This window comes from Acidovorax cavernicola, assembly GCF_003581445.1.
The window spans coordinates 221,220-239,862 of the sequence record NZ_QXMN01000001.1; the positions used below are offsets into that span (position 1 = coordinate 221,220).

At 65.2% G+C, this 18,643-nt stretch carries 17 protein-coding genes and 3 tRNA genes; 15 read left to right on the forward strand and 5 right to left on the reverse strand.

Translation table 11 applies throughout. The annotated features are described in order from the left end of the window. Positions 1–11 precede the first annotated feature (11 nt). From D3H34_RS01030 to rimO, 4 genes are all read left to right on the forward strand, one after another. A tRNA-Val gene (locus tag D3H34_RS01030) sits at positions 12–88 on the forward strand. A gap of 266 nt (positions 89–354) precedes the next feature. After that, on the forward strand, positions 355–678 hold the full coding sequence (locus tag D3H34_RS01035; protein WP_286185335.1) for a hypothetical protein: 324 nt from the start codon (positions 355–357) through the stop codon (positions 676–678). Positions 679–747: 69 nt separating this feature from the next. Then, the gene (gene phaR, locus D3H34_RS01040) at positions 748–1,308 is read left to right on the forward strand and encodes a polyhydroxyalkanoate synthesis repressor PhaR (RefSeq protein ID WP_119551342.1); all 561 of its coding nucleotides are present in this window, start codon (positions 748–750) and stop codon (positions 1,306–1,308) included. A gap of 81 nt (positions 1,309–1,389) precedes the next feature. Then, complete coding sequence (gene rimO, locus D3H34_RS01045; protein ID WP_119551343.1) at positions 1,390–2,796, forward strand: 30S ribosomal protein S12 methylthiotransferase RimO; 1,407 nt, start codon at positions 1,390–1,392, stop codon at positions 2,794–2,796. Positions 2,797–2,880: 84 nt separating this feature from the next. Here rimO and D3H34_RS01050 read toward each other — a convergent pair. After that, positions 2,881–2,965, reverse strand: a tRNA-Leu gene (locus D3H34_RS01050). 271 nt (positions 2,966–3,236) lie between these two features. Then, a tRNA-Leu gene (locus D3H34_RS01055) sits at positions 3,237–3,321 on the reverse strand. A gap of 81 nt (positions 3,322–3,402) precedes the next feature. On the opposite strand from D3H34_RS01055, the gene rnr reads away from it, so the two are divergent. Beyond that, the gene (rnr, locus tag D3H34_RS01060; RefSeq protein WP_434057670.1) at positions 3,403–5,670 is read left to right on the forward strand and encodes a ribonuclease R; all 2,268 of its coding nucleotides are present in this window, start codon (positions 3,403–3,405) and stop codon (positions 5,668–5,670) included. 63 nt (positions 5,671–5,733) lie between these two features. Further along, the gene (locus D3H34_RS01065; protein WP_119551345.1) at positions 5,734–6,498 is read left to right on the forward strand and encodes an SDR family oxidoreductase; all 765 of its coding nucleotides are present in this window, start codon (positions 5,734–5,736) and stop codon (positions 6,496–6,498) included. 9 nt (positions 6,499–6,507) lie between these two features. Here D3H34_RS01065 and D3H34_RS01070 read toward each other — a convergent pair whose 3' ends face one another. Further along, the gene (locus tag D3H34_RS01070) at positions 6,508–7,971 is read right to left on the reverse strand and encodes an NAD(P)H-hydrate dehydratase (protein ID WP_119551347.1); all 1,464 of its coding nucleotides are present in this window, start codon (positions 7,969–7,971) and stop codon (positions 6,508–6,510) included. 43 nt (positions 7,972–8,014) lie between these two features. Between D3H34_RS01070 and D3H34_RS01075 the strand changes: the two genes are divergently transcribed. Then, complete coding sequence (locus D3H34_RS01075; protein WP_119551349.1) at positions 8,015–8,434, forward strand: hypothetical protein; 420 nt, start codon at positions 8,015–8,017, stop codon at positions 8,432–8,434. Here D3H34_RS01075 and D3H34_RS01080 read toward each other — a convergent pair. Then, on the reverse strand, positions 8,424–9,677 hold the full coding sequence (locus D3H34_RS01080) for a D-amino acid dehydrogenase (RefSeq protein WP_119551352.1): 1,254 nt from the start codon (positions 9,675–9,677) through the stop codon (positions 8,424–8,426). The genes D3H34_RS01075 and D3H34_RS01080 overlap by 11 nt on opposite strands. Before the next feature lie 58 nt (positions 9,678–9,735). Then, a complete protein-coding gene (locus tag D3H34_RS01085; protein ID WP_119551355.1) occupies positions 9,736–11,058 on the reverse strand; it encodes an amidase in 1,323 nt (440 codons plus the stop codon). Between the two features lie 205 nt (positions 11,059–11,263). Here D3H34_RS01085 and rpsB point away from each other — a divergent pair, with 205 nt between their 5' ends. From rpsB to rseP, 8 genes are all read left to right on the forward strand, one after another. Beyond that, entirely contained in the window at positions 11,264–12,019 is a 756-nt protein-coding gene (gene rpsB, locus D3H34_RS01090; protein WP_119551356.1) for a 30S ribosomal protein S2, read from the forward strand. Between the two features lie 81 nt (positions 12,020–12,100). Then, positions 12,101–13,024 carry a translation elongation factor Ts gene (gene tsf, locus D3H34_RS01095; protein ID WP_119551359.1) on the forward strand — a complete coding sequence of 308 codons (924 nt, stop codon included), beginning with the start codon at positions 12,101–12,103 and terminating at the stop codon, positions 13,022–13,024. Between the two features lie 99 nt (positions 13,025–13,123). Then, positions 13,124–13,846: a UMP kinase gene (gene pyrH, locus D3H34_RS01100; protein ID WP_119551361.1), complete on the forward strand. Its 723-nt coding sequence runs from the start codon at positions 13,124–13,126 to the stop codon at positions 13,844–13,846. An 11-nt stretch (positions 13,847–13,857) separates the two neighbouring features. Continuing rightward, positions 13,858–14,418 (forward strand): ribosome recycling factor, encoded by a 561-nt coding sequence (gene frr, locus D3H34_RS01105; RefSeq protein WP_119551364.1) that lies wholly within the window; start codon positions 13,858–13,860, stop codon positions 14,416–14,418. Positions 14,419–14,426: 8 nt separating this feature from the next. Further along, the gene (gene uppS / locus D3H34_RS01110) at positions 14,427–15,152 is read left to right on the forward strand and encodes a polyprenyl diphosphate synthase (RefSeq protein WP_119551366.1); all 726 of its coding nucleotides are present in this window, start codon (positions 14,427–14,429) and stop codon (positions 15,150–15,152) included. 24 nt (positions 15,153–15,176) lie between these two features. Then, positions 15,177–16,022, forward strand: a complete 846-nt coding sequence (locus tag D3H34_RS01115) for a phosphatidate cytidylyltransferase (protein ID WP_119551368.1) — start codon at positions 15,177–15,179, stop codon at positions 16,020–16,022. Next, the gene (gene ispC / locus D3H34_RS01120) at positions 16,019–17,209 is read left to right on the forward strand and encodes a 1-deoxy-D-xylulose-5-phosphate reductoisomerase (protein ID WP_119551371.1); all 1,191 of its coding nucleotides are present in this window, start codon (positions 16,019–16,021) and stop codon (positions 17,207–17,209) included. Before D3H34_RS01115 ends, ispC begins: the two co-directional genes overlap by 4 nt. A gap of 24 nt (positions 17,210–17,233) precedes the next feature. After that, positions 17,234–18,607, forward strand: a complete 1,374-nt coding sequence (gene rseP, locus D3H34_RS01125) for an RIP metalloprotease RseP (RefSeq protein WP_119551374.1) — start codon at positions 17,234–17,236, stop codon at positions 18,605–18,607. The last annotated feature ends 36 nt before the right edge of the window (positions 18,608–18,643 follow it).

The following is an 18,643-nucleotide window of genomic DNA, read 5'->3' on the forward strand; positions in this document are numbered from 1 at the left end:
ATGCTTCTCTTAGGCGCGTAGCTCAGTTGGTTAGAGCACCACCTTGACATGGTGGGGGTCGTTGGTTCGAATCCAATCGCGCCTACCAAAATCAAACACGGGTTGCAGCGATTTCGCTGCAACCCGTTCGTCGTTTTGGCGACCCGTTTGTCTTTGGATCCGCATGTTCGCCTCGGCGATCAACGCGAGCGAAAACCCCTTGTACGGACGGCCCTTCGCGCGGTGCAGGCAAAGCTCCTGGGCCATGTGGTTGTGCTACCTTGGACGGTCTGCCAACCTTCTCGAATTTCCTTGATAAGCGATCTGATGAATACGCGATCAACGTCTGTTGATCGAGCGACCGCCGAGCACCGCGTGGCCGCATTGCTCAAGCAAGCTCCCCTTGAATTCGCGCGCGCGGTCTATGGCATCAATGACCTTGCCGCTGGGCGCGCCGACACCATGGCTGCGCGCGAAGTGGCGCGTGCACAACGACAGGGCATGCCGGTGACGGAAGAGCGCGCCGAACAGCGCGCTCGTGCCTATCTCCCGACGGTGGGGCAGGAGCATTGCCCTCGGTGCTGGGTTGTCTATGGGCAGAAGATCCCGCTGCGATTTCGGCAGTCCACTGTGGAGCGTCCTGAAACGGCGGCCTGTCATGCGTGCGGCGCCGAGTACGCGACGGCGCAGGACGCGTGAAGAAAAATCACGGTCAGGGTAAACCTTGTCGCGATGCAGCAAAACCGCTCCCTAGAATCATCCGATGACATGGGCGTCCATGTGAAGGAGTCTGTAGTGCAGAGCAAGAAGTCCGGGGTGAAGCCGGTCCAGCGTGTGATCAAGAAGTACCCCAACCGACGGCTCTACGACACGGAGACATCCACGTACATCACGCTGACCGAGGTCAAGCAACTCGTCATCCACAACGCACAGTTCGTGGTTCGCGACGCCAAGACCGGCGACGACCTCACGCGCAGCATCCTGCTGCAGATCATTCTGGAAGAAGAGGCGGGTGGCGCGCCGATGTTCACCGAGCAGGTGCTGGCCAACATCATCCGTTTCTACGGACAGGCAATGCAGGGCTACATGGGGCCCTACCTCGAGAAGAACATCCAGGCCATGACCGAGATGCAGGCCCAGCTTGCCGAAAAGGCCGAAGGCCTGACACCCGAGATGTGGTCGCGCTTCATGACCATGCAGTCGCCGATGATCCAGGGGCTGATGGGTAACTACGTCGAGCAATCGAAGAGCGTCTTCCTGCAGATGCAGGAGCAGATGCAGAAAAACACGGAGCAGGTGCTGGGGGCTTTTGGCATCAAGCGCCCCTGAGCGCGCACGGCCGACCGTCCCGGGCAGGCGGTTTGCCGATGAATGCCCCGCTGTCACCGATAGCTGGGACAATAGAGGCCTATGAGCGAAGTTGCCTCCCCAGAACGTACTGCCACGCCGACCGCCCCCAAGGTCGGCTTTGTGAGCCTTGGTTGCCCCAAGGCCTTGACCGATTCCGAACTGATCCTGACCCAGCTGAGCGCCGAGGGGTATCAGACCGCCAAGACCTTCGAGGGTGCCGACCTCGTGATCGTCAATACCTGCGGCTTCATCGACGATGCCGTGAAGGAAAGCCTGGACACCATCGGCGAGGCGCTTGCCGAGAATGGCCGCGTGATCGTCACCGGCTGCCTGGGTGCCAAGACCGGCGACCAGGGCGGCAATCTGGTGCGTCAGATGCACCCCAGCGTGCTGGCCGTCACCGGACCGCACGCCACCCAGGAGGTGATGGATGCGGTGCATGCCAACCTGCCGAAGCCGCACGACCCGTTCATCGATCTCGTGCCGAACACCTTCGGTGTGGCGGGCCTCAAGCTGACGCCACGGCACTATGCCTATCTGAAGATCAGCGAGGGCTGCAACCATCGCTGCACTTTCTGCATCATTCCGTCGATGCGCGGCGATCTTGTCTCGCGCCCGGTGGGTGATGTGCTGAGCGAAGCCAAGGCGCTGTTCGAAGGCGGCGTGAAGGAGCTGCTGGTGATCAGCCAGGACACCTCGGCCTACGGTGTCGACGTGAAGTACCGCACCGGCTTCTGGGACGGCAAGCCGGTCAAGACCCGCATGCTCGAACTCGTGCGCACGCTGGGTGAAATCGCCGAGCCCTATGGCGCCTGGGTGCGTCTGCACTACGTGTACCCGTATCCGAGCGTCGACGAAATCATTCCGCTGATGGCGAGTGGCCAAGTGCTGCCGTATCTCGATGTGCCGTTGCAGCACAGCCACCCCGACGTGCTCAAGCGCATGAAGCGGCCGGCCAGTGGCGAGAAGAACCTGGAGCGGATCGCGCGCTGGCGCGAGGTCTGCCCCGAGCTCGTGATCCGCAGCACGTTCATTGCCGGTTTCCCGGGTGAGACGGAGCAGGAATTCGAACACTTGCTCGACTTCATCCGCGAGGCTGAGATCGATCGTGCGGGTTGCTTTGCCTACAGTCCCGTTGAGGGCGCCACCGCCAACGACATTCCGGGCATGCTGCCCGAGGCCGAGCGTGAAGCGCGTCGCGCCCGCTTCATGGAGGTCGCCGAGGCTGTGTCGATTGCCAGGCTGCAAAAGCGCATCGGCTCGACGATGCAGGTGCTGGTCGATTCAGCGCCGGCAATGGGTCGCAAGGGTGGAGTGGGGCGCACGTACGCCGATGCGCCCGAGATCGACGGCACCGTTCGCCTCCTGCCGCCTGAAAAGATCAGCAAGACGATGAAGGTCGGTGAGTTCACGCGTGCTCGCATCGTCGGCGCCGAAGGCCACGACCTGATCGCGTTGCCCGTTTGATGCACCTGATTCAAACGGCCAAGAAAAAAGCCACCGGAGGCCGGTGGCTTTTTTCAGAAGACCTGGTAGGGGTCTGTTCAATCTTGGTGCCCAGAAGAGGACTCGAACCTCCACGATGTTACTCGCTAGTACCTGAAACTAGTGCGTCTACCAATTCCGCCATCTGGGCTGATTTTGCTTTTCAGCAAAGGCTACGATTATATCCACAAATTTGGCGCAATCTTTTCGATGCGTCGAAATTTCAGCTTCTGCGCGACATTGCTCGTGCGGTGGGTGCGCTGCCGAAGGCGGGTGGGTGCGATCGTGCGCGCATGGCCGGCATCGAGGGTTGCGATCTGACGATCGCTTCGCCCATTTGATGCAGTTTCGAGCGGCCATGAAAAAAGCCACCGGAGACCGGTGGCTTCAATCGGATGACCTGGTAAAGGTCTGTTTAAACTTGGTGCCCAGAAGAGGACTCGAACCTCCACGATGTTACTCGCTAGTACCTGAAACTAGTGCGTCTACCAATTCCGCCATCTGGGCCCACATGACTGCAGAAGCAATCACGTTTTGAATTTCAGGAAAGAAGGAGATCATATCAAAAATAATGTCACTTCCAGCAGCTTGTTGGATGAAATCGAAGGAACTGTTCAAGGACATCGCGACGGGCACGGCTTCGTACTGCGCGACGACGGTGAGGCGGACATCTACCTGCCGCCGAATGAGATGCGTGCGGTGTTGCACAAGGATCGCGTCAAGGCGCGCATCGTGCGGCAGGACCGCCGCGGCCGCCCCGAGGGGCGTGTGGTCGAGATCGTGGAGCGCCCCGAGCAGCCGATCATCGGCCGCCTGCTGCACGAAGGCGGCATCTGGCTGGTCGCACCGGAGGACAAGCGCTACGGTCAGGATGTCCTGATCCCGAAGGGCGCCACCGGCCCCGCCAAGGTGGGCCAGGTGGTGGTCGTGCAGCTCACTGAGCCGCCGGCATTGTTCGGCCAGCCCGTGGGCCGCGTGAAGGAAGTGCTGGGCGAGATCGACGACCCCGGCATGGAGATCGAGATCGCCGTGCGCAAGTACGGCGTGCCGCATGAGTTTTCCGCGGAGTGCCTGGCGCAGGCCAAGGCGCTGCCCGAGAAGGTGCGTCCTGCTGACAAGAAGGGACGCATCGACCTCACCGACGTGCCGCTCGTCACCATCGACGGCGAAGACGCCCGTGACTTCGACGACGCCGTGTACTGCGAGCCTGCGAAGGTCGGCCGCGGCAAGGGCTGGCGCTTGCTGGTTGCGATTGCCGACGTGAGCGCCTATGTGCAGACAGGCTCGGCCATCGACATCGATGCGTACGACCGCGCCACCAGTGTCTACTTCCCGCGTCGCGTGATTCCGATGCTGCCCGAGAAGCTGTCGAACGGCCTGTGCTCGCTCAACCCAGAAGTCGAGCGCCTGTGCATGGTCTGCGACATGCTGGTCGCGGCCGACGGCGAGATCTACGCCTACCAGTTCTATCCGGCCGTGATGTTCAGCCACGCGCGCTTCACGTACACGGAAGTCGCGGCCATCCTCGGCAACACACGCGGTCCTGAAGCCGCCAAGCGCAAGGACCGCGTCAAGGACCTGCTGAACCTCGCCGACGTCTACAAGGCGCTGCTCAAGCAGCGCGGCAAACGCGGTGCGGTCGATTTCGAAACCACCGAGACGCAGATCATCTGCGACGACGCCGGCCGCATCGAGAAGATCGTGCCGCGCACGCGCAACGAGGCGCACCGCCTGATCGAAGAGGCGATGCTCGCGGCCAACGTCTGCAGCGCCGACTTCATCGCCGAAGGCAAGCACCCGGGCCTGTTCCGTGTGCACGAAGGCCCGACGCCCGAGAAGAAGGAAATCTTGCGCGGCTACCTGAAGGCCATGGGTGTGGGCCTGAGCATCACCGACGAGCCGCGTCCCGGCGAGTTCCAGGCGATCGCCGAAGCCACCAAGGAGCGTCCCGACGCGCAGCAGATCCACACCATGCTGCTGCGCTCCATGCAGCAGGCGATCTACACACCGATCAACAGCGGCCACTTCGGCCTGGCCTACGAGGCCTATACGCACTTCACCAGCCCGATCCGGCGCTATCCGGACCTGCTGGTGCATCGCGTGATCAAGGCAATCCTCGGCAAGACGCGCTACCAGCTGCCGATGCTGCCCACGCCCGGCGAGGCGCATGCCAAGCTGGCCAAGCGGCTCGCTTCGCGCGTCAAGGCGCCGACCAACAAGCCGCAGAAGGCGACTGTTGCGCCCAGCAAGGAAGTGCTGGCCTGGGAAGCCGCCGGCCTGCATTGCAGCGCCAACGAGCGCCGTGCCGACGAGGCCAGCCGCGACGTCGAAGCCTGGCTCAAGTGCAAGTACATGCGCGAGCACCTCGGCGAGGAGTACGGCGGTGTGGTCACGGCGGCGACCACCTTCGGCATCTTCGTCACGCTCGATGCGATGTATGTCGAGGGCCTGGTCCACATCACCGAGCTGGGTGGTGAGTACTTCAAGTTCGACGAGATGCGCCAGGAACTGCGCGGCGAGCGCACCGGCATCCGCTATGCCATCGGCACGCGGGTGCGGGTGCAGGTGAGCCGCGTCGACCTCGATGGCCGCAAGATCGACTTCCGCCTCGTGCGCGAAGGCGAAGACCTGACCTCGCGCGCCATGAAGGACAAGAGCGGCGCGCCGGTGAAGGCGTCGGCCAAGCGAAGCTCTCGCAACAAGGCGGAGGCCGGTGGCGAAGTGCGTTCGGAGCATGGCGGTGGCGCAGCCGTCATGCCCGCTGGGCCTCAGTCGGCCATGCAGGCTTTCAAGTCGGCGGTGAAGAAAGCCGCCAACAAGATGCAGGGCAAGGGGCGCAAGCCCCGCCGCGGATGAGATGAGCCGTGCACACTACCGGTTTACCGTGTGTATGGATCAGTTGAAAAGGAGACTTGGAGCATGAGCGTGGAAAACAACAAGGGCCGTATTGCCATCGTCACAGGCGCGGGGTCGGGCATCGGCCGGGCGGCCGCGCTGGCCCTGCTGGCTGACGGCTGGAGCGTGGCCCTTGCGGGGCGTCGCCTCGAGCCGCTGGAGCAGGTGGCGGAAGAGTCGGGCGCCGGTGCACGTGCCTTCGCGGTGCCTACCGATGTGGCCAATGCCGAATCGGTGCAGGCGCTGTTCGGCGCCACGGTCGAGCGCTTCGGGCGCGTCGACCTGCTGTTCAACAACGCCGGCGTGGGCAACCCGCCGGGCCCGTTCGAGGACTGGACACCCGAGCAGTGGAAGGGCGTGGTCGACATCAACCTCACGGGCATGTTCTTCTGCATCCAGCAGGCCTTCCGCACGATGAAGACGCAGACGCCGCGTGGCGGGCGCATCATCAACAACGGTTCGATCTCGGCGACCACGCCGCGGCCGAATTCGGCGGCCTACACCTCGACCAAGCACGCCGTCGAAGGCCTGACCAAGACCGCATCACTTGATGGCCGCAAATACGACATCGCGGTGGGGCAGGTGGACGTGGGCAATGCCATGACGGAGCTGGCTTCGCGCATGGCCACCGGCGTGCCGCAGGCCAACGGTGAGCTCGCGATCGAGCCGCTGATCGACGTCAAGATCGTCGGCCAGTCGGTGCTCTACATGGCGAACCTGCCGCTGGAAGCCAACGTGCTCTTCCACACCATCATGGCGACGAAGATGCCCTTCGTCGGGCGCGGCTAAGTCCTGCGTTCAGGCTGGCGTGCGGCGGGCCAGTGCGCCTGCCGTGAGCGGGGCCGCATCGGCCGGCCATGTGTCGGCGATGTGGCCGTGCTGCCAGGCGGCCTCGCACGCCGCCTCGAACGCAGGCCGGCGTCTCGCGAGTGCCGCGCCGATCATGCCGGCGAGCACATCGCCGGTGCCTGCGGTGGCCAGGCGCGCATTGCCGGTCGGATTGATGACTGGCGGCGCGTCGGTCGCATCTGCAATCACCGTCCCCGATCCCTTGAGCACCGTCACCGCGCCGAAGCGCAACGCCAGCGCGCGGGCTGCGGCGAGGCGGTTGGCTTGCACGCCACCTGTCGTGTCGCCGAGCAGGCGCGCAGCTTCCAGCGGATGCGGCGTGAGCACGGTGGGAGCGCCGGTCCGGCCGCGCGCCATCAACTGCGCTTGAAGTGATGGATCGGCGGCGATGGCATTGAGTGCGTCGGCGTCGAGCACCAGCGCGGCGGCTGTCGACAGCGCGCGCGGCAGCAGTTCGCGCACGGCATCGCCGCCACCGCAGCCGCACACGGCGGTCATGCCCGAGAGGTCCAGTGCATGCGCGTCGCGCAGCATCAGCTCGGGCTGCGAGGTGTCGACCGACATTGCGACAGGATCGAGCAGTCCGACGAACACGCGCCCCGCACCTGAATGGAGGGCTGCCGATCCGGCCAGCAGCGCAGCGCCAGTCATTCCCGAGGCGCCACCGATCACGGCGACATCGCCGTAGCTGCCCTTGTGCGAGGCGTGGGTGCGAGGTGCGTGATCGGGTGGGCCGGCGAGGCGGGCCGTAGCACTTTCTTGAATGAAGGTGCTGCAGCCCAGGTCATCGAACCACACCGTGCCGGCCGCGTCGCGGCCTTGGGCCGTGAACAGCCCGGGTTTCAGCGTGAGGAGGGTGAGGGTGGTGCGGGTCGATGCCGGTACGCGATCGGGGTCGGAAGCCAGCGTGCCGGTGTCGGCATCGAGGCCCGAGGGCACGTCGAGGGCGAGCACCGGTTGTGCGCCCGCATGCATTCGCACGAGCCACTCGGCCATCGCACCCGAGGGCGGGCGTGTCGATCCGATGCCGAGCAGCGCATCCACCGCCAGCTCGAAGGTCGAAGGTGGCTCCGAGGTGAAGGTGACGCCCGCATCGCGCGCGCGCTGCAGCGACGCTTTCGCATCCTGTGGCAGTCGGCTTTCATCGCCCAGGAAAGTGACGACCGGAAAGAAGCCTCGATGTCGCAACTGTGCCGCGGCTTCGAAGCCATCGCCGCCGTTGTTCCCTGGCCCGCAGGCGACCCAGATCGTCCGCGCGTGCGGTGTGAGCGCCATCGCGAGCCGTGCCGCTGCAAGGCCAGCCCGCTGCATCAGCGTGTGAGGGGGTAGGGCGGAGGCCGCTGTCTGCTCGATGCGGCGCGTGGCGGCGATATCGAACAGATCGGCGGCGCTGGCGGACGTGATGCGATGCATCGATCCATTGTGCCGCCGACACCGTGCCTCCTATCATCGGCCGATGACGCTCAAGACCTTCGGCTGGTTGCTGGTCTTGCTGGTGGCCGGCCTCGCCGGCTTTCTCGGCACAGCCATGGCGATGATCGCGGGCGTGGCCTGGGCACTCGGGCTGCTGGCTGTGGTGTGGGGGCTGTTCCTGCTGGCCGAGGCGTTGCGTCGGGTGCCGTTGCGCGACCTGGCCTGGGCGTTGGGTGTGGGTTACGGCGTTGGCGTGATCCGGTGGCTCGACGCGCCGGTCGAGGCGGGGTCTGGTGCGCAGTGGCTGATGATGGGCGCGGACCTGCTGGTGCTGCTGTTCTTCGGGTGGATGGCGCCAGCGGTCCTGGGGTTGATCGCTCGCCGATGGGCGCTCCGGCCTGAAGTGCCGGTTGAAAAACTGGCAAGCCCCGAGCAACTGCGCCGCTGGGGTCCTAAAGACTGAGTCGCTCGATGCCCAGGCCTTCGAGGTCGATGCCAGGGTCTTGTCCGGCGATCAGATCGCCCAGCACGCGTGCACTGCCGCAAGACAATGCCCAGCCGCTCGACCCGTGGCCCAGGTTGAGCCACACGCCGGGAATACCGCTGGCGCCCAGGATCGGCGGGCCGTCGGGCAGCATCGGCCGGGCGCCTTTCCATTGCTGGATGCCCGACTGCAGTGTGGCTGCGCCCGGAAACCAGTCGTGCAGCACCTTGTAGAGCGTCTGGATGGCGGCCGGGCTCATGGCGTCCGGCGAACCGCCGATCTCGGCACTGCCGGCCACGCGCACGCGCTGCCCCAGGCGGGAGATCGCGACCTTGTAGCGCTCGTCCATCACCGCGCTGCGTGGCGCATTGAGCGGCTCGCGTACCGGGGCGCTGACCGAATGACCGTAGACCGGCGCCAGCGGAATGCGCAGTCCCAGCGGTCGCAGCAGTGCGGCGGACGAAAGTCCGGCACACACCACGATGGCGTCGTACTTCAATGCATCGGAACCGCTGGCGAGTGCCAGCGAGGTGGGGGCTGCGCGGCTCAACGGAGCGATGTCGCAGTTGAAATGGAACTGCGCACCCAGCGCCTCGGCTTCCCACTTGAGCAGCAGCGCGAACTGGCGGCAGTTTGCCACCTCGTCTTCCGGCAGGTGGATCGCGCCTGCCAGCGGAGTGTCGGGGTTCAGTGCGGGCTCGATCAAGCGGGCCTCGTCGGCGTCGATCTCGCGGAATACGCTGCCGGCCGAGCGCAGCACTTCCAGGCCGGGCTGCACCAGTTTCTTCTCGCGCTTGGAGCGCAGCAGCACCAGATAGCCGTCGCTGCGTTCGTAGCTCAGCTCGCGCGCTTCGGTCACTGCGTGCAGCCGGGTGCGGCTGTAGAAAGCCAGCCGCTGCATGCGGGCGCGGTTGGCCAGGTAGGTCTCGAGCTTGCAGGCCTTCTGCCAGCGCGACATCCAGCCGAGGTCGCGTGAACTCAGCGGCCAGCGCAACTTGATGGCGCCGTGCGAGGACAGCAGCGAACGCAGCACCTTGCCGCGCATGCCGGGTGCGGCCCAGGGGGTGACATAGCCGGGTGCCACCACGCCGGCATTGGCGAAGCTGGCCTCTTCGGCGGCGGCGCCGCGGCGCTCGAACACGGTCACTTCATGGCCGTCGGAAACCAGTTCCCAAGCGGTGGTGACGCCGACGATGCCGGCGCCCACGATCGCGATTTTCATTGAAAGCTTCTAGATAAAGGAGGCGACTGAGGCCCAGGAGGTCGGGCGGTGGCAGCTGTTATTTCTGGAGTGCGCGTTCGGCCTGGAGTGCTACGGCAAGCACGGCGTCATCGTGCATCGCGGCATGCCAGAGCATCAGGCCGACCGGCAGCTCGCCGGCGGTGTGGCAGGGCAGCGAGATGGCGCAGCCGTCGAGCATGTTGACGATCGACGGGTTGCGTAGCAGCAGGGCGTTCACGCGGAAGAACTCGTCGTCACGCTCGGCGCCCGGTGCCACGCTGGCGATGGACGGCGCCGTGATCGGTACGGTCGGCGACACCACGGCGTCGAACGGCGCCAGCGTCTTCTCGATGCGGGCGATCCAGTCGCGGCGGGCGTGGATCAGGTCGATGTACTCGTGAGCCTTCATGCCGGCGCCGCGCAGGATGCGTTGCACCACGCGCGGGTCGTAGCCGGCGCCGCTGCGCTCCAGCAGCAGCCGATGCCAGGCGTAGGACTCGGCCGCCGAGAAGCCACCGGTGGCGTTGATGACCTGCAGGTCCGCCAACTCGGGCAGCTCGATTTCCTGGATGCGGGCGCCCGTTGCGCGCAGGGTGGCCAGGGTGCGCTCGAAAGCTGTTGCCACGACGGGCTCGAGGTCGTCGAGGAACACGTTTTTCACGACAGCCAGCCGGTAGGTCGACAGCGGCACCGAGCCGGGCGTCACTTGCCGAGCCGAAAGGATCTCGTGCGCGGTCACGGCATCTCGCACCGAGCGGGTCATGGCGCAGACGGTGTCGAGCGTGGTCGACAGCGGCAGCGCGCCGTCGGCCGGGGTGAGGCGGGCCGTGTTCTTGAAGCCGACGATGCCGTTCAGCGCAGCCGGAATGCGGATCGAGCCGCCGGTGTCGGAGCCCAAGCCGATGAAGGCCGCGCCGCTGGCCACCGAGATTGCCGCGCCGGACGACGAGCCGCCCGGAATGCGGGGCGTGGCGGTGTCGCTCACGTTGGCCGGCGTGCCGTAGTGCGGATTGACGCCGACGCCGGAAAAAGCGAACTCCGTCATGTTGGTGCGGCCGGTCAGCACGCCACCGGCGGCGCGCAGCCGTGCCACGGCGAGCGAATCGACTTGGGCTGCGGGTGCGTGCGCAAGCACGGCCGAGCCAGCAGGCGTCGGCTGGCCGGCGACGTCGAACAGGTCCTTGCTGGTGAAGGCGAGCCCAGCGAGGCGGCTTTCGGGGGCCGATTCGGCAACTGCCGCGCGGGCCTCGTCGAACATCGTGCGGGTGAAAACGTGGGCGCAGGCCGAGGATTCGGAGAGCGCGATGGCGCGCTCCATTTCGGTGCGCGCATCGGAACCGCCAGCCAGAAGGGTGAAGCGGGTGGCGTGAAGGTCGTTCATGGCTTCGAGGGTACCTTGGAACGGCTCGGTTCGAGGAAGGAGGGGGTGGCCGCCGTGCTATACTCTTTGGGTTTCGCTGGTTATGCGACAGTTTTGTCGCCGCCAGTCAAGCACATCCGCAAACCGGCCCAATCAAGGTGTTGCGACCCCGTCGAAGGGGTGCAAAACGGGCTGGATTTTAGACCCAACCTTTGGAGTAAATTCAATGTCGACCACCATGCGCGAAATGCTGGAAGCCGGTGTCCACTTCGGTCACCAAACCCGCTTCTGGAACCCCAAGATGGCTCCGTTCATCTTCGGTCACCGCAACAAGATTCACATCATCAACCTGGAAAAGTCGCTCCCGATGTTCCAGGATGCGATGAGGTACGCCAAGCAACTCACGGCCAACCGCGGCACGATCCTGATGGTCGGCACGAAGCGCCAAGCCCGTGAAATCGTTGCTGCAGAAGCTCGCCGCGCCGGCGTGCCTTTCGTGGAAACCCGCTGGCTCGGCGGCATGCTGACCAACTTCAAGACCGTCAAGACCTCGATCAAGCGTCTGAAGGACATGAAGGCCCAGCAAGAAGCCGGCCTCGACAGCCTGAGCAAGAAGGAGCAGCTCACGTTCTCGCGCGAAATCGCGAAGCTCGAAAAGGACATCGGTGGCATCCAGGACATGGCTGCTCTGCCCGATGCCATCTTCGTGATCGACGTGGGCTTCCACAAGATCGCCGTGGCCGAAGCCAAGAAGCTGGGCATTCCGCTGATCGGCGTGGTCGACTCCAACCACTCGCCCGAAGGCATCGACTACGTGATCCCCGGCAACGACGACTCGTCGAAGGCCGTCACGCTGTACGCCCGCGGCATCGCCGACGCGATCATCGAAGGCCGCAACAGCGCCGGTGGTGACGTTGTCAAGGCTGTCGCCGAAGGCAGTGGCGACGAATTCGTCGAAGTCGAAGAAGGCGCTTCGGCCTGATTGGCGCGTTCGCGAGCCTGAAGAAGGGGCTTTGGTGCCCCTTTTTTTTAACCTGATTTTTGGATTTACGGAGATACACAAATGGCTGCAATCACCGCAAGCATGGTCGGCGAACTGCGCGCGAAGACCGATGCGCCCATGATGGAATGCAAGAAGGCCCTGACGGAGGCCGACGGCAACATGGAAAAGGCAGAAGAGCTGCTGCGCATCAAGCTCGGCAACAAGGCTGGCAAGGCTTCGGGTCGTATCACTGCTGAAGGCGTGGTCACGGCGGTCGTCGACGGCGCTGCCGGCGGCATGATCGAAATCAACTGCGAAACCGACTTCGTCACCAAGAACGACAGCTTCCTAGCCATGGCCAATGCTGCCGCGCTGCTGGTCGCGAAGAACAACCCCGCCGACATCGCCGCGCTGGGTGCTCTGGCCTACGAGCAGGACGGTTTCGGCCCCACGCTCGAAGACGTGCGCAAGGGTCTGATCGGCAAGATCGGCGAGAACATGAGCTTCCGCCGCTTCAAGCACTTCGGCGGCAACGGCAAGCTGGCTTCGTACCTGCACGGCACGCGCATCGGCGTGATGGTCGAGTTCGAGGGCGACGACACGTCGGCCAAGGACGTGGCCATGCACATCGCCGCCATGAAGCCGGTCGCGATCTCGCCCGCCGACGTGCCTGCCGACCTGATCGAGAAAGAGCGCGCCGTTGCCAAGGGCAAGGCCGACGAGGACCGCAAGACCGCCGAAGCCGAAGGCAAGAAGCCGCAGCCGGACGACATCGTTGCCAAACGCATCGAAGGTGGCGTGCAGAAGTACCTCAAGGAAGTCTCGCTGCACAACCAGCCGTTCGTGAAGAACGACAAGCAGACCGTCGAAGCCATGCTCAAGGCCGTCAACACCACGATCAAGGGCTTCACCCTGTACGTGGTCGGCGAAGGCATCGAGAAGAAGGTTGACGACTTCGCTGCCGAAGTCGCGGCCCAAGTCGCTGCCGCCAAGGCTGCCGCCTGATCCGGCTGACCTGCCAGCAGCGGTGCGCGACAGCGTGCCGCCGCTTTTTCACCGCCACGTTTTACACTCGCCCCCGCCAACCCTCTAAGGAAAATGCCCATGTCTGATGCCCGTCCAGCCCACAAGCGAATCTTGTTGAAGCTGTCGGGTGAGGCACTGATGGGCGACGATGCCTTCGGCATCAACCGCGCCACCATCGTGCGCATGGTCGAAGAGGTGGCCGAGGTCGTGAACATGGGCGTCCAGGTGGCGGTCGTGATCGGCGGCGGCAACATCTTCCGCGGTGTCGCGGGAGGTTCTGTCGGCATGGACCGCGCCACGGCCGACTACATGGGCATGCTGGCTACCGTCATGAATTCGCTGGCACTCGCCGACGCGATGGACAAGCAGGGCCTCGTGGCCCGCGTGATGTCCGCCATTGCCATCGAGCAGGTGGTCGAGCCCTATGTGCGCCCCAAGGCCCTGCAGTACCTCGAAGAGGGCAAGGTCGTGGTGTTCGCGGCCGGTACCGGCAACCCCTTCTTCACGACCGACACGGCCGCTGCGTTGCGCGGTGCCGAAATCGGCGCCGAGCTGGTGCTCAAGGCAACCAAGGTGGACGGCGTGTACACGGCCGATCCGAAGATCGATCCGCAAGCCACCCGCTACGCCACGCTGAGTTTCGACGAAGCGATCGCCAAGAATCTCGGCATCATGGACGCCACGGCCTTCGCGCTGTGCCGCGACCAGAAGCTGCCCATCAAGGTGTTCTCGATCCTCAAGAACGGCGCTCTCAAGCGCGTCGTGATGGGCGAGGACGAAGGCACGCTGGTGCATGCCTAGGAGTAAATGAGATGACCATTGCAGACATCCGCAGTGCGACCGACGCGAAGATGAACCAGTCGCTCGCCGCCTTTCAGAACAACCTCACCAAGATCCGCACCGGCCGCGCCAACTCGGCGTTGCTCGACTCGATCCATGTCGAGTACTACGGCTCGCAGGTGCCGCTGAGCCAGGTGGCCAACGTGTCGGTGCTCGACTCGCGCACCATCAGCGTCCAGCCCTGGGAAAAGGGCATGGGTGCCAAGATCGAGAAGGCCATCCGCGAAAGCGACCTGGGCCTGAACCCGGCCTCGATGGGCGACCTGATCCGCGTGCCGCTGCCGGCCATGAGCGAAGAGCGCCGCAAGGAAATGACCAAGCTGGTCCGCAACGAAGGCGAAAGCGCCAAGATCGCCACGCGCAATCTGCGTCGCGATGCGAACGAAGCGGTCAAGAAGCTCGTGAAGGACAAGCTGGCCTCGGAAGACGACCAGAAGCGCGCCGAAACCGAGATCCAGAAGGTCACCGACAAGCACATCGCGGAAATCGACCGTCTGGTCGCCGCGAAAGAAGCGGAGATCATGGCCGTTTGAGGCTCCGCATGGCCTCCTCGCCGCAGACGACGACCCCTCCGCACCACGTTGCCATCGTCATGGATGGCAACGGCCGGTGGGCCACCCGACGCTTCCTGCCTCGCGTGGCGGGGCACAAGCAGGGCGTCGAGTCGCTGCGGCGCTGCGTCAAGGCTTGCGCCGACCGCGGCGTGGGCGTGCTCACCGTGTTTGCGTTCTCTTCGGAGAATTGGAACCGTCCCCCTGAAGAAGTCTCCGGGCTGATGCAGCTGATGGTCGGGGCGCTGGCGCGCGAAGTGCCGCGCCTCAACGCCGACGGCGTGCGGCTGCATTTCGTCGGCGAACGCGCCGGCCTGTCCGACAAGATGGTGGCCGGCCTAGTGTTGGCCGAGCAGACCACAGCTCACAACACGCGGCTGATCCTCAACATCTGCTTCAACTACGGCGGACGCTGGGACATCGCGCGCGCTGCGGCCAAGCTTGCCGAGCAAGGCCTGCCGATGACCGAGATGAATCTCGACCGCGCCATGGCGTTGGCCCACGTGCCCGACCCCGACCTGTTCATCCGCACGGGTGGCGAGCAGCGGCTGTCGAATTTCCTGCTTTGGCAGAGTGCCTACGCCGAGCTGTTCTTCAGCGACAAGCTGTGGCCGGAGTTCGACGAGGCTGCGCTGGACGAGGCCATTGCCGCGTTCCAGGGCCGAGAGCGCCGCTTTGGCCAGACCTCGGCGCAGGTTTCGGCTTCTGCGGCCTGACATCGGCCCGACACCACCTTCCGCATGCTCAAACAACGCATCCTCACGGCGATCGTGCTGCTCGCGATCCTGCTGCCGGCGCTGTTCTACCGAAACTACATTCCATTCGCCTGCGTGATGCTGGTGCTCATCGGCGCCGCGGCGTGGGAGTGGGGTCGGCTCAACGGCTACGGGCAGGGCATGTCACTGTTCCTCGGCGCCGAGATGGTGGCGCTTTGCGGGCTTTCGTGGTGGCTGGGTCTGCTGGAGCAGCGTCTGTTCCTCATGTGGGCCCTCGCCAGTGCGGCCTGGGTGCTTGGCGGCGCAGCGCTGCTGCGCGTCGCGGTGCCCGGCTGGCCCCGCATCCCGCGCGGGCTGCGGCTGGTGGGCGGGTTGCTGGCGCTGTGGGTCGCGTGGCTGGCAGCAGTGCAGGCGCGCATGGTCGGCATCAACTTCCTGCTGTCGATCCTGGTGCTGGTCTGGGTGGCGGACGTGTTCGCCTATTTCGCCGGCCGCGCCTTCGGCCTGAAGTTCACGCGCGTCAAGCTGGCGCCGGCCATCAGTCCCGGCAAGAGCTGGGAAGGCGTCTGGGGCGGTATGGCGGGGGTGATCGTGCTGGCGTTTGCCTGGGTCTGGGCCGACAAGAGCCTGGGCGCCACGGTGCCCAGCCTCTATACCCGTCTCCACGAGCGCGGCTGGTGGCTGCTGTTGATCGGGGCGGTGTTCCTGGCGGCGATGAGCGTTGTCGGCGACCTCGTCGAATCGCTGATCAAACGCAGCGCCGGCGCCAAGGACAGCAGCCGCCTGCTGCCGGGGCACGGCGGCGTGCTCGACCGCGTGGATGCCCTCTTGCCGGCCCTTCCCATTGCCATGATGCTGGCTTTCCTGTGAATACGACCCCTCGCCAACGTGTCACGGTGCTCGGCTCGACCGGTTCGGTCGGCGTCAGCACGCTCGATGTCATTGCCCGTCACCCCGAGCGATTCGAGGTGTTTGCGCTGTCGGCGGCTACCAAGGTCGACGAACTGCTGGCTCAATGCGCACAGTTCTCGCCACGCTTTGCCGTCATGGCGAGCGCGCCGCACGCTGCGCAGCTGGCTGAAAAGCTCAAGCAGAACAGTCTCCAGACCCGCGTCCTGATGGGCGAAGATGCTCTCGAAAGAATAGCGTCAGACGACGAAGTGGATGCCGTCATGGCTGCCATCGTCGGCGCGGCCGGCCTGGCGCCGTGCCTTGCCGCTGCGCGCGCCGGCAAGCGCCTGCTGCTGGCCAACAAGGAGGCCCTGGTCGTCGGTGGCGAGCTGTTCATGCGCACGGTGCAGGAAGGCGGCGCCACGCTGCTGCCGATCGACAGCGAGCACTCGGCCATCTTCCAGTCGCTGCCTGAAGACCCGTCGACCTGGTCGCGGCGCATCGACAAGATCATCCTGACGGCGTCGGGCGGCCCGTTCCGCACCCGCGCGCCCGAGACGCTGGGCGCTGTGACGCCCGAGCAGGCCTGCGCCCACCCGAACTGGGTCATGGGCCGCAAGATCTCGGTCGATTCGGCCACGATGATGAACAAGGCGCTCGAGGTGATCGAGGCGCGCCACCTGTTCGGCGTGTCGCCCGAGCAGATCGAGGTCGTCATTCACCCGCAAAGCGTGGTTCATTCGATGGTGCAGTTCACCGACGCCTCGGTCATTGCTCAGCTTGGCACGCCCGATATGCGGGTGCCGATCGCCGTCGGCCTGGCCTGGCCGGAGCGTATCGAGAGCGGGGCAGCCCGGCTCGATTTCCGCCAGATGGGCTCGCTGACCTTCGACGCGCCCGATCCCGCGCTGTTCCCCGGACTCGGGCTGGCGTGGCAGGCCTTGCGTGCCGCGTCGGGCACCACGGCGGTGTTGAATGCGGCCAACGAGGTGGCTGTGGCCGCATTTCTCGACCGGCGCCTGCGTTTCGATCGCATTCATGCGGTCAACCTGGAAACTTTGGAAGCGGTCATGCCCTCCAAGCCGGCATCGCTGGCCGACCTGCTGGCGCTCGACGCCAGCGCTCGCGAAGCGGCCAACGCCGCCGCGGCACGTTTCGCGGCCTGATTCCCTACCGCCCAGAGGACCCCGATGCTCACCGTCATTGCTTTTGTGGTCGCCCTCGGCGTCCTGATCGCGGTCCACGAATACGGCCATTACCGTGTCGCCGTGGCCTGTGGCGTCAAGGTGGAGCGGTTCTCGGTCGGCTTCGGCAAGGCCATCCTTCGCTGGCAGCCCAAGCGCCAACATCCGGGGCAGCAGACCGAGTTCGTGATCGGCGCTTTCCCCTTCGGTGGCTACGTCAAGATGCTCGACGAGCGCGAAGGCCCCGTGGCGCCCGAGGAACGGCATCGCGCCTTCAACACCCAGCCGCTGCGCTCGCGCGCAGCCATCGTGGCTGCCGGCCCGATCGCCAACCTGCTGCTGGCGGTCGTGCTGTACACGGCAGTCAATTGGATCGGTGTCGACGAGCCCGTGGCCAAGCTGGCCCGGCCGGTGGCGGCGTCGCTGGCGGAGGCGGCAGGCCTGCGCGGTGGCGAACACATCACCCAGGCCGGTTTCGATGGCGAGCTGTCGCCGGTCCAGTCCTTCGAAGACCTGCGCTGGCGCATGACGCGTGGTGCGCTCGACGGCCGCGACCTCACGCTCGAAGTGGCGGGCGAGGGCGGTCGGCCCGGCCGCCAGCTGGTCTTGCCCCTGAGCCGCATGCAGGCCAAGGACGCCGATCCGCAGATGTTCCGCAAGATCGGCGTGGTCGCTCCGCTGACCCGCCCCGAGATCGGCGAAGTCATGGCGGGCAGCGCGGCAGAGCGCGCGGGCCTTCGCAATGGCGACCTGGTTCTTTCCATCGGCGATACCCCCATCCTCGACGGTCAGCAACTGCGCGAGGTCATCCGCGCCTCGGTTGACGCAAGCGGGCAAGCACGTACGCAAACTTGGCAGCTTCAGCGCGAAGGACAGCCGCTGTCGCTCGAGGTCAAGCCCGAAGTGCGCGAAGAGGGAACAGCCAAGGTCGCTCGCATCGGCGCCTACGTCGGTGCGCCGCCCGAGATGGTGACGGTGCGCCAGGGCGTGGTCGACGGCGCCTGGCGTGGCGTGGTGCGTACCTGGGAGGTGTCCGCGCTCACGGTTCGCATGATGGGCAAGATGCTGATCGGCGAGGCTTCGATCAAGAACCTGAGCGGTCCCTTAACAATTGCTGACTATGCGGGCAAGTCCGCGAGCCTCGGTTTGACGCAGTATCTGGTCTTTCTCGCTCTCATCAGCGTGAGTCTCGGGGTGCTCAACCTGATGCCGCTGCCGGTCCTCGATGGGGGGCACCTGATGTATTATCTTTGGGAGGGCCTGACCGGGAAAAGCGTCTCCGACGCATGGATGGAACGGCTGCAGCGCGGCGGTGTCGCCTTGTTGCTGGTGATGATGTCGGTCGCACTCTTCAACGACGTCACGCGGCTCTTTGGTTAACTTTCTGCCGGCCCTTTCCGTGCCGGCTCAATTCAC

Bases quoted from the DNA above. Each gene is read 5' to 3' on its own strand.
- pyrH (WP_119551361.1), top strand. From the start codon at position 13,124: ATGTCTGATGCCCGTCCAGCCCACAAGCGAATCTTGTTGAAGCTGTCG.
- D3H34_RS01065 (WP_119551345.1), top strand. From the start codon at position 5,734: ATGAGCGTGGAAAACAACAAGGGCCGTATTGCCATCGTCACAGGCGCG.
- rimO (WP_119551343.1), top strand. From the start codon at position 1,390: ATGAGCGAAGTTGCCTCCCCAGAACGTACTGCCACGCCGACCGCCCCC.
- D3H34_RS01115 (WP_119551368.1), top strand. From the start codon at position 15,177: ATGCTCAAACAACGCATCCTCACGGCGATCGTGCTGCTCGCGATCCTG.
- D3H34_RS01085 (WP_119551355.1), bottom strand. From the start codon at position 11,058: ATGAACGACCTTCACGCCACCCGCTTCACCCTTCTGGCTGGCGGTTCC.
- D3H34_RS01070 (WP_119551347.1), bottom strand. From the start codon at position 7,971: ATGCATCGCATCACGTCCGCCAGCGCCGCCGATCTGTTCGATATCGCC.
- frr (WP_119551364.1), top strand. From the start codon at position 13,858: ATGACCATTGCAGACATCCGCAGTGCGACCGACGCGAAGATGAACCAG.
- rseP (WP_119551374.1), top strand. From the start codon at position 17,234: ATGCTCACCGTCATTGCTTTTGTGGTCGCCCTCGGCGTCCTGATCGCG.
- rpsB (WP_119551356.1), top strand. From the start codon at position 11,264: ATGTCGACCACCATGCGCGAAATGCTGGAAGCCGGTGTCCACTTCGGT.
- tsf (WP_119551359.1), top strand. From the start codon at position 12,101: ATGGCTGCAATCACCGCAAGCATGGTCGGCGAACTGCGCGCGAAGACC.
- D3H34_RS01075 (WP_119551349.1), top strand. From the start codon at position 8,015: ATGACGCTCAAGACCTTCGGCTGGTTGCTGGTCTTGCTGGTGGCCGGC.
- uppS (WP_119551366.1), top strand. From the start codon at position 14,427: ATGGCCTCCTCGCCGCAGACGACGACCCCTCCGCACCACGTTGCCATC.
- D3H34_RS01080 (WP_119551352.1), bottom strand. From the start codon at position 9,677: ATGAAAATCGCGATCGTGGGCGCCGGCATCGTCGGCGTCACCACCGCT.
- phaR (WP_119551342.1), top strand. From the start codon at position 748: ATGGGCGTCCATGTGAAGGAGTCTGTAGTGCAGAGCAAGAAGTCCGGG.